General features: G+C 35.8%; 13 protein-coding genes. 7 read left to right on the top strand and 6 right to left on the bottom strand.

Going from position 1 to position 12,043, the window contains the following annotated elements; translation table 11 throughout:
* Nucleotides 1-14 precede the first annotated feature (14 nt).
* On the top strand, nucleotides 15-1,478 hold the full coding sequence (locus tag K1I41_RS09865) for a TonB-dependent receptor (protein WP_220641860.1): 1,464 nt from the start codon (nucleotides 15-17) through the stop codon (nucleotides 1,476-1,478).
* Between the two features lie 3 nt (nucleotides 1,479-1,481).
* A complete protein-coding gene (locus K1I41_RS09860) occupies nucleotides 1,482-2,261 on the top strand; it encodes a 5'-methylthioadenosine/adenosylhomocysteine nucleosidase (protein ID WP_255566915.1) in 780 nt (259 codons plus the stop codon).
* Here the strand turns inward: K1I41_RS09860 and K1I41_RS09855 are convergent.
* A complete protein-coding gene (locus K1I41_RS09855; RefSeq protein WP_220640187.1) occupies nucleotides 2,258-3,061 on the bottom strand; it encodes a DUF1206 domain-containing protein in 804 nt (267 codons plus the stop codon). The genes K1I41_RS09860 and K1I41_RS09855 overlap by 4 nt on opposite strands.
* Nucleotides 3,062-3,180: 119 nt before the next feature.
* The gene (bcp, locus tag K1I41_RS09850; RefSeq protein WP_220640186.1) at nucleotides 3,181-3,633 is read right to left on the bottom strand and encodes a thioredoxin-dependent thiol peroxidase; all 453 of its coding nucleotides are present in this window, start codon (nucleotides 3,631-3,633) and stop codon (nucleotides 3,181-3,183) included.
* Between the two features lie 34 nt (nucleotides 3,634-3,667).
* On the opposite strand from bcp, the gene K1I41_RS09845 reads away from it, so the two are divergent.
* The gene (locus K1I41_RS09845; protein ID WP_220640185.1) at nucleotides 3,668-4,327 is read left to right on the top strand and encodes an endonuclease III domain-containing protein; all 660 of its coding nucleotides are present in this window, start codon (nucleotides 3,668-3,670) and stop codon (nucleotides 4,325-4,327) included.
* Between the two features lie 18 nt (nucleotides 4,328-4,345).
* Here K1I41_RS09845 and K1I41_RS09840 read toward each other — a convergent pair whose 3' ends face one another.
* The 3 genes from K1I41_RS09840 to K1I41_RS09830 form a co-directional block, all read right to left on the bottom strand.
* The gene (locus tag K1I41_RS09840) at nucleotides 4,346-4,489 is read right to left on the bottom strand and encodes a hypothetical protein (RefSeq protein WP_220640184.1); all 144 of its coding nucleotides are present in this window, start codon (nucleotides 4,487-4,489) and stop codon (nucleotides 4,346-4,348) included.
* Nucleotides 4,490-4,550: 61 nt separating this feature from the next.
* Entirely contained in the window at nucleotides 4,551-5,135 is a 585-nt protein-coding gene (locus K1I41_RS09835; protein WP_220640183.1) for an RNA polymerase sigma factor, read from the bottom strand.
* Between the two features lie 228 nt (nucleotides 5,136-5,363).
* Complete coding sequence (locus tag K1I41_RS09830) at nucleotides 5,364-5,834, bottom strand: YdeI/OmpD-associated family protein (RefSeq protein ID WP_255566914.1); 471 nt, start codon at nucleotides 5,832-5,834, stop codon at nucleotides 5,364-5,366.
* 100 nt (nucleotides 5,835-5,934) lie between these two features.
* Here K1I41_RS09830 and uvrA point away from each other — a divergent pair, with 100 nt between their 5' ends.
* From uvrA to K1I41_RS09810, 4 genes are read left to right on the top strand one after another with little or no spacing between them, the layout of a single operon-like run.
* Nucleotides 5,935-8,724: an excinuclease ABC subunit UvrA gene (gene uvrA, locus K1I41_RS09825; protein ID WP_220640182.1), complete on the top strand. Its 2,790-nt coding sequence runs from the start codon at nucleotides 5,935-5,937 to the stop codon at nucleotides 8,722-8,724.
* Between the two features lie 18 nt (nucleotides 8,725-8,742).
* Nucleotides 8,743-9,729: a hypothetical protein gene (locus K1I41_RS09820; protein WP_220640181.1), complete on the top strand. Its 987-nt coding sequence runs from the start codon at nucleotides 8,743-8,745 to the stop codon at nucleotides 9,727-9,729.
* A gap of 23 nt (nucleotides 9,730-9,752) precedes the next feature.
* Nucleotides 9,753-10,394, top strand: a complete 642-nt coding sequence (locus K1I41_RS12490; RefSeq protein ID WP_220640180.1) for a J domain-containing protein — start codon at nucleotides 9,753-9,755, stop codon at nucleotides 10,392-10,394.
* A 13-nt stretch (nucleotides 10,395-10,407) separates the two neighbouring features.
* The gene (locus tag K1I41_RS09810; protein ID WP_220640179.1) at nucleotides 10,408-10,626 is read left to right on the top strand and encodes a ribosomal maturation YjgA family protein; all 219 of its coding nucleotides are present in this window, start codon (nucleotides 10,408-10,410) and stop codon (nucleotides 10,624-10,626) included.
* A 130-nt stretch (nucleotides 10,627-10,756) separates the two neighbouring features.
* On the opposite strand, the gene K1I41_RS09805 is transcribed toward K1I41_RS09810, so the two are convergent.
* The gene (locus tag K1I41_RS09805; RefSeq protein WP_220640178.1) at nucleotides 10,757-12,037 is read right to left on the bottom strand and encodes a glycosyltransferase family 4 protein; all 1,281 of its coding nucleotides are present in this window, start codon (nucleotides 12,035-12,037) and stop codon (nucleotides 10,757-10,759) included.
* Between the last annotated feature and the right edge of the window lie 6 nt (nucleotides 12,038-12,043).

Raw genomic sequence — 12,043 nt, 5'->3', positions numbered from 1 at the left:
CGGCTATGAAATCAATCAAGACAAACATAATGCTAAAGGGAGATAAAGTTATAGAGCATATTCCCTCTATAAAAGATAAAGCACTGCGTATAAATCTTAACGAAAACATCTATGGTACGTTTTCTGAGATTGGTGCTGGGCAGGAAACTGTACGTAATTTCTTTAGAGCAGGAGGTTCGTCTGGGACTATTGCAAAAGCAATGTCTGCTTACGATAAAGATTTTAGTGACGCCATATATGGTATGGAGGACGATGGTAGGTATGTTACCGAAAGTAGGCTTAAAAAAATGCTTATGCATGAGGTGCATATTATTGAAGAACGCTTGGACAGGGATAAACACCCGCACAAAATGTTTTTTAGCTATGCTAATACAGTAGCTACCATTGATTTTGCCAAACAATTTAAAGGACACGGCTGGGTAGGTATTAAATACCAAGTAGAACCTGAGGAGGATTACAACGAGATAATACTGCACGTACGTTTTAAAGAAAATGATGCACGCTTACAACAAGAAACCTTGGGTATATTGGGCGTAAATCTTATTTATGGAGCATACTATAAGTACAGTAGCCCAAAAAAATTACTACGTTACCTGTACGACCATTTGGATAAAGACCAGCTTGAGATAGATACTATTAATTTTTCGGGTCCCCGTTTTGCTGATGTAGACAACCGATTAATGAGTTTACAGCTAGTTAAAAACGGAATGACTGATGCGGTTATGTTTAATCCACAGGGTAAAAACGTTTTACCTGCCGCAATTTTATACAAAAAGAATATTCTTGCACTTAGAGGTAGTTTCAGACCTGTTACTAAGGTAAACATTGATATGCTCGAAAAATCGTATGACATGTTTATTAAAGAAAATAGGGTTAATAAAGATAAAACACTGGTTGTTTTTGAAATTACACTATCCAACCTTCGCTCTGAAGGTGAGATTGATGAGCGTGACTTTATGGACAGAGCCAAACTGCTTTGCTCATTAGGGCAAACAGTAATGATATCTAACTTCCAAGAGTACTATAAGGTTGTGGAATATTTCTCTAATTACACCAAAGCTCGTATGGGGCTTGCCATGGGTGTAAATAACCTTATTGATATATTTGATGAAAAATATTACCGCCACTTAAGTGGCGGAATATTAGAGGCTTTTGGTAAGCTGTTTTACAGAGACCTTAAAGTATTTTTATACCCGATGAAGGATGAAAACAACGAGCTCATAACATCCGAAAACATTAAGGTACACCCAAGAATGAAGGAACTTTATAAATTCTTTAAATTTAATGGTAAAGTAATGGATATTGAAGATGTACATGAGGACAACTTAAATATCTTTTCTCGCGAAGTACTTAAAATGATAAGCAAAGGGCAACCAGGCTGGGAAGGTATGTTACCCGAAGGTATTGCCGAATTAATTAAAGAAAATAACCTGTTTGGTTGTAAACCCGATAAAGTACTTGCTGAGCATAAAAAATAAACCTTGCAGAACAAAGTAATTGGTATAATGGGCGCTATGCCCGAAGAAATTGAAGATGTTGTTGCCTTGTTGAGTAACCCTGTTACAAAAATAATTGGAATGCGACGCTACACCTATGGTACTATTAATGGGGTAAAAACTGTTGTTGTATTTTCACGATGGGGTAAAGTTGCCGCTTCGGCTACAGCAGCTACTTTGGTAAATGTTTTTAATATAACAGAACTTATTTTTACAGGTGTTGCAGGAGGTATAAGTCCTGAGCTAAAAATAGGAGATATTGTTATTGGTACCAAGCTAATACAACACGATATTGATGCCCGACCATTAATGCAACAATTTGAAGTACCACTACTAGGCAAAACCTATTTTGATGCACCCACCATTCAATTAAATAAAGCCCAAAAAGCAGTTACTACTCTAATTGATGAATCTGGTATACATAAGGTTATAAATACAACCACCCTATCCAAATTCGACATTAGTACTCCTACTCTACATACAGGTATTATTGCTAGTGGCGATACATTTTTTGCAAGTAATACCAACAAGCAAGCGTTGCTTAAAAAATTACCCGAAGTATTGTGTGTAGAAATGGAAGGTGCTGCTGTGGCACAAGTTTGCTATGAGTATAATATACCATTTACCGTTATTAGAACGATTTCTGATACTGCAGATGACAAGTCGGTAACAGATTTTCCTGAATTTATTGCAAATGTTGCTAGCAAATACACTTTTAGTATTATAACCAGTTTGTACGCCAGCCAATATGTAATTATAATTTAAGCTAAGTCTTCGTACTTCGCTCTTACAAAGCTAAATACTCCGTAGCAAACTAAGCCCAACCCTATTGCTGCCAACAGGTATACGCCATACGGTGCATCACTTATCGAACTCAAAGCTTCTGATGTTCCTCCTGCCTGACTAGCATTGGCACTCATAGCCGCTTTACCAAGAAGCCACGCTAACAACAACCAAACTACACCTCGTGCCATGTAGCCTACTTTACCTGCTACCAATACCACATCTTGGCTTTTTCCAGTTACAGTTTCGTCAACATGCTTTTTAAACTTTTCCGAGTATCCATAATAAATCTGGTATATACCCACGGCAACAAAACCAAGTGCCACCACACCTATTAACCACTGCCCCGCAGGCTCTTGCATAATGGTACGGACTACATCTTGTTTTTTATTACCAGAACTCGATGCGCTATTTAGTACCCTTTTAATTACACTTACCGCTAACAAACCGTAAGATATTCCACTAAAAAGGTATCGGACACTCTTAACCTTATCTTTTTTATCTTCTTTACCGCTATCTTTAAGTGTACGAACAAACTCAATAAATCGCCAAATACTATAACAAACTAGCCCAAGTGCCAGTACCGCAAGTAATATTTGTCCGCCAGTTTGCTTATCTAAAAAGTCCAGTACCCCTTTTTTACTAGCATTATTTACAGACTGACCGTTAATGTTAAAGGTTGCCATAAATGCAATAGCACCTAGCAAGCAATACACTATGCCTTTAGTTATTAAACCTATACGACCTACTATTGCTATGTTATTTTGGGTATTGTTATCCATTATATTACTTTAATTGTTTATTATTCAAAGATACTTCATCAAAACAGTTAATTATATGTAATAACTTATAATACTATGCTAAAGTATTTATAAAAAAATCAGCCACTTGGCTGATTTTTTTAATCTAATATCTGTGCTGCATGTGCTTTTGTTTTTACTTTGGTAATGACTTCATCAATAATACCTTCTTCATCAATTACAAAAGTAGTACGATGGATACCATCATATTCTTTGCCCATAAACTTTTTAGGCCCCCATACGCCAAAAGCATTAATTACAGACTTATCCTCGTCAGCAAGCAACGGAAACGGAAAATTGTACTTTTCCCTAAATTTTCCTTGCTTTGCCTGCGAATCGGCACTAACACCTAAAAGCGCATAGTTATCGGCCTCAAAACGTTCGTAGTTATCGCGTAAATCGCAAGCTTCGGCAGTACAACCTGGTGTACTTGCTTTAGGATAAAAAAATACTACTAGTTTTTTTCCTTTGTAATCTGCAAGTGTATGTTGGTTACCATCTTGGTCTGCTCCCGAAAAATCAGGTGCTTTATCACCTTTTTTTAGTGTTGTCATAATGTTATATTTGTTTTGAATAAAATTAGTGAAAATGACCAAAGCAGAAAAGGTACAATTTGTTATAGATACGTTAAATGATATTTACCCCACCATACCTATACCTTTAGACCATAAAGACCCTTACACCTTACTAATTGCCGTACTAATGTCCGCACAAAGCACCGATGTACGTGTAAACCAGATTACACCCTTACTATTTGAGCGTGCCGATAACCCGTATAGCATGGTAAAATTATCTGTAGAGGAAATACGAGAGATTATAAAGCCTGTCGGATTATCGCCAATGAAATCCAAAGGCATACACGGTTTATCTGAAATATTGATTGAAAAATACAATGGAGAAGTACCTGCAAGTTTTGAGGCATTAGAGGCATTGCCAGCCGTGGGGCACAAAACCGCAAGCGTTGTAATGAGTCAGGCATTTGGTATACCTGCTTTTCCTGTAGATACCCACATTCATAGGCTTATGTACCGTTGGGGTTTTAGCAATGGAAAAAATGTAGTACAAACAGAAAAGGATGCCAAGCGGCTTTTCCCCGAAGCGTTATGGAATAAGCTACACCTGCAAATTATATGGTATGGTCGTGAATATTCGCCTGCTCGCGGATGGAATCTCGAAAAGGATATTATTACTAAAACTATTGGGCGAAAAACGGTATTGAATGATTATTATAAAAAAACCTCTCGTTAATTAGCGAGAGGTTTTGCTTTAATTAGCAATATTTTCGTACGTTCCGTTACTGGTTCGTAATATTAATAATGATTTAGAATAATTCAATAAAAAGTCAATCGTTTCTTTTTTAGGTAACATTTCTGGGGTTGCTAATTTCTTTTTTGAGTAGATTTTTGCCATGTAGTAAGGTTTGTGGTTTATTTATTTCTTACTACAACGCAAAGCAACCTCATATTATTGTTTAATTTGTTAAAACAACATTATTTTTTTCTATTACCTTTCGTAAGTTCATTAAAGCATAACGCATTCTACCCAAAGCCGTATTTATGCTAACACCCGTAATATCTGCAATTTCTTTAAAACTCATGTCCTGATACATACGCATTTGTAATACTTCTTTTTGGTCGTCTGGGAGTTCCTCAATTAAGCGTTTTACATCGTTTTCTACTTGGTTGGTAATAATCCTGCTCTCAATGTTAGGGCTATTATCGCTCATAATGGAGAATATAGAAAACTCCTCTGTTTCACGAAACATCGGCATTTTTTTATTACGCCTAAAATGATCCACAATAAGGTTGTGTGCAATACGCATAACCCAAGGTAAAAATTTACCCTCTTCGTTATAAGCATTACATTTTAGTGTTTTAATTACCTTAATAAAAGTATCCTGAAATATATCATCTGCTATATCTCTATCAGTTACCTTAGAATAGATAAATCCGTAAATTTTAGATTGGTGTCTTTTAATTAAAGAGGCAAGTGCATTTTCGTCTCCACCTATGTAATCTTTAACCAAGACTGCGTCTGGAATTACAACATTAGCCATAGCAACAACTTTTTAGTGTTTTATTGAATTTGTTTTCGATAAATCAGAAACTGAGTTCCTAAAAAGTAGTTTTTTGAATAAGCAATGTTAATTTTAAATTAATTATAAGCCAAATATAACATAATTTTTTTGTTAAAAACAAGGCATAGTTTGAACTTTAACATTTATAATAAAAAAATTAATCTTAAAATTCATAAAAAACAAACAGTTTATAATCTGCCAAAAACGCTACAACTGCTCCCCTTTTTCTACTTTTTTTAAAGTAGCTACAATACGCTGTACTTTGGTATCTTCTTGCTTAGCGGAATATATCCAATCAATAAACGCTTTTTGTTGCCCGTTAGTATAACTACAAAAAGTTTGGTAAGCATTCGGCTCATTTTGCAAGCACAATTTTAATTCTTCGGGAATTTCAATAGGTGTGTCATCTAAATATAGAGTAACTGCTACATAATCGCCTGCTTGCTTTTTTATTTTTTTACGTATTTCAGCTTTAACAGGTAAAAACAATTTGCCATTGCCCATAGGCATAAGGTTATACTGTTTTATTTCGTAATCATCAATACTACCCCGAACACGTAGCATACCAAAAGGTTTAGTGCTATCCTGAGTTATTTCGGGTAGTGCCACATAAGTCCAGCCACCTTTACCCGAAAACTTTTCCAGCAAACACGTTCTATCTACTAAAATATTCAGCATAAATTTAAAATTTTCACTCATTAAATATACCAAATTAGCTCTATCCTCTTAACAAAAAATTCACGTCTAAAAATGTATCTTTGCTGTTTACTGTTTTATTATGATAAAAACCGATTTTTCGAAACTCGAACCCAAGAAAAATATACTTATAAAAGGAGCACAACTCCACAACCTAAAAAATATAGATGTAGCCATACCCCGTAATAAACTGGTGGTAGTTACGGGTTTATCAGGCTCTGGTAAATCGAGCTTAGCGTTCGATACGTTATATGCCGAAGGGCAACGCCGTTATGTAGAAAGTTTATCTAGCTATGCACGCCAATTTTTAGGGCGTTTGGATAAACCCAAAGTAGAATACATTAAAGGTATTGCACCCGCCATTGCTATAGAGCAAAAAGTTAATACCACCAATGCGCGTAGTACCGTAGGCACAAGTACCGAGATTTACGACTATTTAAAACTCCTGTTTGCTCGTGTAGGGCATACCTACTCCCCTATTTCGGGTCGCGAAGTAAAAAAAGATACTGTTACTGATGTTATCACTACTGTTAAGAGTTACGATGAAGGCAGCCGATGGTTGCTAGTATCGCCCGTACATACCGAGAAAGGACGCTCTATAGAAGAAAAATTAGGAGTATTATTACAACAGGGATTTGCACGTATTTTAGTAGATAATAAAACGGTACGCCTTGATGAAATTGCTGATATTAACTTTAAGAATAAAGAAGTACTCCTAGTAGTCGATCGTATTGTAGTTAAAGACGAAGAAGAATTTTACAACCGCCTTGCCGATGCCGTACAAACCGCTTTTTATGAGGGTAAAGGCACATGCTACCTCCAAGACGTTAAAACAAACGAACGAACAGCATTCAGCAATAATTTTGAACTAGATGGTATTACATTTTTAGAGCCAAACGTACATCTGTTTAGTTTTAACAACCCGTATGGTGCTTGCCCTGCCTGCGAGGGTTACGGTAGCATTATAGGGATTGACGAAGACCTTGTTGTACCCAATACTGCACTATCGGTGTACGAAAATGCCATTTACCCTTGGCGTGGCGAGAGTATGGGCTGGTATCGTGACCAATTGGTTAACAATAGCCATAAATTCGATTTTCCGATACATAAACCTTATTTTCAATTGGCTGAAAAAGACAAACAGCTCATTTGGAAAGGAAACAAGTACTTTACAGGACTTGATGCTTTTTTTGCTGAACTAGAGGAGAAAAACTACAAAATCCAAAACCGCGTCATGCTATCGCGTTATCGTGGTAAAACAAAATGCAACATTTGTAACGGTAAACGCCTCAGAAAAGAAACGAACTATGTAAAAATAGCCGATCATACCATATCGGACTTAGTTGATTTACCGATCAAAAATTTAGTTGCTTTCTTTAAAGAGTTAGCACTAAGTGAGTACGACCAACACGTGGCAAAACGCTTGCTAATAGAAATTAATAATAGGCTGCATTTTCTGCAAGAGGTAGGGCTTGACTATCTTACATTAAACCGTAAATCGGCTACACTGTCGGGTGGCGAATCGCAACGTATAAACCTAGCAACCTCATTAGGTAGTAGCCTAGTAGGCTCAATGTACATTTTAGATGAACCAAGTATTGGTTTACATCCAAAAGATACCGAACGCTTAGTAGCAGTGCTTGAAAACTTGCGCAAACTCGGTAATACTGTTATTGTGGTAGAGCATGATGAGGATATTATGAAAGCTGCCGATATGATTATTGATATAGGTCCTGAAGCAGGTACTTTTGGCGGAAAATTAGTAGCACAAGGCACCTATAATGATATTTTACAATCCGATTCGCTTACTGCAAAATACCTTAATGGCGAGCTTGAGATAAGCGTGCCTAAAAAACGTCGGAAATTTAAACGCCATATTGATGTAATTGGCGCTCGTGAAAACAACCTAAAAAATATAGATGTTACATTCCCACTCGATTGCCTTACAGTAATAACGGGCGTTTCGGGGAGTGGTAAAAGCACCCTAGTTAAAAAGATACTCTACCCTGCACTACAAAAAAAATTAGATGCCATAGGCGAAAAAGCAGGGCAGTTTACCGAACTAAAAGGCAGCTATTCGCATATTAAAAATGTAGAGTATGTAGACCAAAACCCTATTGGGCGCAGCTCACGCTCCAACCCTGTAACCTATATAAAGGCGTACGATGATATTCGGGATTTATATTCCAAACAAAAATTATCTAAAGTACGAGGCTACAAAGCAAAACATTTCTCGTTTAATGTAGATGGCGGACGTTGCGAAACCTGCAAAGGCGAGGGCGAAGTAACTATTGAAATGCAGTTTATGGCAGATGTACATTTGGAGTGCGAAACCTGTAACGGCAAACGCTTTAAAAAAGAAGTACTCGAAATACAGTTTGAAGGTAAAAATATAGACGACATATTGAAAATGACGATTGACGATGCCGTTGCATTTTTTGATAAACACAAACAAACCAAAATAACACAGAAACTACAACCATTGCAAGATGTTGGTTTGGGTTACGTACAACTCGGGCAATCCTCCTCTACCCTTTCGGGTGGCGAGGCACAGCGTATAAAACTGGCATCGTTCCTTGTAAAAGGTACCACTAAAGATAAAGTACTTTTTGTGTTTGACGAACCTACAACGGGGCTACACTTCCACGACATAAAAAAACTGTTGGCTTCGTTTGAGGCATTGTTAGAAAAAGGACATTCGATTATTGTAATAGAGCATAACCTTGACCTAATTAAATGTGCCGATTATATTATAGATATCGGTCCCGAAGGTGGCGATAACGGTGGGAATTTAGTAGCGTTTGGTACACCCGAAGAAGTAGCTAAAGATAAGAAATCGGTTACTGGAGAGTATTTAAGAGGGAAGCTGTAAAGCTATAATATTTGATTTATGAAATATTTTACGCATCCAAAAGGAATATTTGAAATACAAATACCATTAGATTGGTATTATAAAAATGAAATTGCTGGTTATGAAAATAAGTCTCCATTTAGCTTTGAATTATTTGAAGAAACCCAAGGATGTTTCCAAATAAGTTGCTACAATTCAAATGAAAAAAAAATAAACCCAGATCTACCTAAACATAACTACAATTCCAGTGAATTAAAATTCATTAAAAATATACTTCCTGATCCTGAGTTTAGCATTTTTTTATGGACTGTAGTAGTAGAAGATTATATTTTTATGGCAAAATATATATGTCAGCCAAATGACATCAATAAGCATATAATTAAAAAGGAACTTATCAAAGTTAAAAAATCTCTCTCTACATTAGTATGTTTAAGTCCAGATAGAAGGGATCACGCTATTGGTTTTGATCGATATGAAAAATTCAATGCATCATTAGCAGCATCTTTTGATTTAAAAAATAAAGCTATAGAAAACTTATCTTTTATTGAGTTAATTATATTAAACTCTAATCATATAGATGCCTATTTACGTTTATGCATAGTACTAAGATTACAAATTATTAATAAAACAGATTTGTTTGAGATTAAATATTTATATCAACAAGTTAATGACAAACCAATAATGGAGAAAAAAATATATGATGAAGCAAAAAAAATGAATATTATTTTAGAGTATCAGCACAAAAAATTATACCAGCTTTATAACCTTAGAAATAAAGTAGTTCATCGATACGTCATTACAGATATCAAAACATTTGAATTGTTAGAAATAGCTTATAAGTATGAACAACTTTGTGAAGATATAAGAATCATTTTAAGTAAGATTGAAACTGAACAGTATGAAAATAAAATTGGCTATCACGCATTGAAAAATCCACATCGAGAAAAGAAACAAGATTTTGTAGATCAACTATTTTCAATGGTAAATGATAAACATTTTTACACAAAATTTAATCGCGATATATAATTAGATCTATTCAAAATATATAGATGGAAGACTACTACGAAATACTAGGTGTCACTTCAAATTCCTCACAGGCTGAGATAAAAAAAGCCTATCGGGCATTAGCAATTCAGTATCATCCTGATAAAAATAATGGCGATAGTTTAAGCGAAGAACGTTTTAAGGCAATAGCCGAAGCCTATATTGTACTGAGTGATATGGTACAACGTGATGCTTACGATTATGCCAAACGCTACCAAGTTAACCCCGATGGTACACCGCAAACCACCCCAGTAACGTTTTTAGGGCTATTTAAAAAAATAAAAACACAAATATTTAACGCAGGCGGGCAAGTAAATCAGGAAGCACTGTTTAAGGTTATGGACGATATTCTTTCGGATGAAAATATTACACTACTTATTCGAGAAGACGATATTCATACCAACAGCCTTATACTAGACGAAATATTAGTATCCTGTATTTTTTTAAGCGATGCGTTAAAAGCAGCAATACATCCTAAATTGGTACAACTTGCTAACGGTGATGCTCGATTCATAAAAAAAATTGCTGTGCTCGATAAAAATGCCTCTACTACAGGTACTACCCAAAGTGCGGATGAGCAACCATCGGTTGTGTTAATTGTACTTTTTGTAATTGTTGTTGTTAGTGTATTGTTCATGATTTTTTAATTCAATACCACTATTGGCGGTAGGTATACTACTTTTTGCGTTTACAGTTGAGGTACTGCAATACTTTAAAATTGTAGAAGTATTGGGGCTTGAACACTCTAAACTGGCACATATACTAATTGGCACTTCGTTTGCGTGGATGGATATGTTAACGTACATAGTAGGATTTGCTATTATACTTATAGTAGAAAAATTAGTAGCGAATAATAACAAAAAAACAACTTTACAATAACTTTGGCACACAACTTGTTATTACATACGTGAATCTCAACTTACTTATGAGGTTCGTTAATAATTGGTTGGTTGGTTTGTTAAGTCCCGTCTTTTCTCCATAATGGAAAGGCGGGATTTCATTTTTTATATTATTTATTGAGTAACTCAGCTAATTTACCTGTTACACTTTTACGTGAATATTGTTGTAAACCAATAGCGTTTACAGATAAGTTGTTTTGTTGGTACGCATCAAAGTAATGTAAAATAGTCTGTTTTATTTTATCTTTTTGGGTATAAGTGCTAAATACGCCTGTATTCGTATTCGTAATAATGCCAGATACATCAGCTCCTTCGGGTCCTATAGCCAATATGGGGCGTTCGGAAGCCATATATTCAAACAACTTACCCGGTATAATACAGCGTGTATCTGGAGAATTGATTTCTATTAATAGCAGCACTTGCGATTTTCGTTGTTCCAATAAGGCTTCGGTATGCGATACATAACCTAAATTGTTTACATAATCGTTCAATTTAAAATCGGCAATAGTATTCAGTACCTCTTGGCTTACTGCACCTATTAATTTTAGCTGAAAATTAGCCTTAAAATCTTGGTTTTCATGTATCAATTCTGATAGCGACTCCCACAATACTTTTGGATTTCGCTCCGAGAGTAACGAACCGATGTGGGCTAGTGTAAATTTCTCGTCTAAAGGTTGCTTAGTTATACCTTCAACATCATAACCATTAGTAATAACGGTAATAGGTTGTTTAGTAATGGCTTCAAACTCTGTTTTGGTGGTTGGGCTAGTAACTATAATATGGTTGGCAGTAGTTAAAACTTCTTTTTCCAATAGCTTGTGCCTGTGGGCAGCACTCTCGGATAATTTTAACTCCTTGTGGTATCCAATAGTCGTCCAAGGATCTCGAAAATCGGCAAACCAGTTAACGTTTAATTCCTTTTTAAGCCCTAACCCAATTAAGTGCAAGCTATGCGGTGGTCCTGTGGTAATAATGGTATCAATACCGTTACTTTGTATGTACTTGGATAGGTAGCTCACAGACGGTGTCACCCAAAGTACACGCGCATCGGGTATAAAAAGGTTACCCCTTACCCATAGCATGAGCTTTTGCAGTAACGATTGTTTCTTTTTGTTGGGTATAATTCCAGCACTTATTTTTTTGGTGCTTTTTTTAGAAAATGCCGAAGCCCAGTTGTACGGCTCTGTAATTTTATGTTTTAGTATAGTAATGTTATTGTCTACTTCGTTTTGTAAACTTTCGTCGAGTAATGGGTAGGTCGGATTTTCGGGTATGTAAACAATAGGTTCAATACCACAGTCGGGTAAGTATTTTACAAACTTTAACCAACGTTGTACCCCAGGTCCTCCTGCAGGTGGCCAATAGTATGTTATGATAAGAACTTTTTTCAATACCTT

The organism is Flavobacterium litorale (assembly GCF_019613795.1).
Classification (GTDB): Bacteria; Bacteroidota; Bacteroidia; order Flavobacteriales; family Flavobacteriaceae; genus Flavobacterium; species Flavobacterium litorale.
The sequence above is the reverse complement of the archived record's forward strand: the minus strand, read 5'-3'. Positions and strand labels throughout refer to the sequence as shown.

Coding starts and splice junctions, on each gene's coding strand:
- bcp (WP_220640186.1), bottom strand. CDS start 3,633: ATGACAACACTAAAAAAAGGTGATAAAGCACCTGATTTTTCGGGAGCA.
- K1I41_RS09855 (WP_220640187.1), bottom strand. CDS start 3,061: ATGGATAACAATACCCAAAATAACATAGCAATAGTAGGTCGTATAGGT.
- uvrA (WP_220640182.1), top strand. CDS start 5,935: ATGATAAAAACCGATTTTTCGAAACTCGAACCCAAGAAAAATATACTT.
- K1I41_RS09845 (WP_220640185.1), top strand. CDS start 3,668: ATGACCAAAGCAGAAAAGGTACAATTTGTTATAGATACGTTAAATGAT.
- K1I41_RS09835 (WP_220640183.1), bottom strand. CDS start 5,135: ATGGCTAATGTTGTAATTCCAGACGCAGTCTTGGTTAAAGATTACATA.
- K1I41_RS09840 (WP_220640184.1), bottom strand. CDS start 4,489: ATGGCAAAAATCTACTCAAAAAAGAAATTAGCAACCCCAGAAATGTTA.
- K1I41_RS09830 (WP_255566914.1), bottom strand. CDS start 5,834: ATGCTGAATATTTTAGTAGATAGAACGTGTTTGCTGGAAAAGTTTTCG.
- K1I41_RS09820 (WP_220640181.1), top strand. CDS start 8,743: ATGAAATATTTTACGCATCCAAAAGGAATATTTGAAATACAAATACCA.
- K1I41_RS12490 (WP_220640180.1), top strand. CDS start 9,753: ATGGAAGACTACTACGAAATACTAGGTGTCACTTCAAATTCCTCACAG.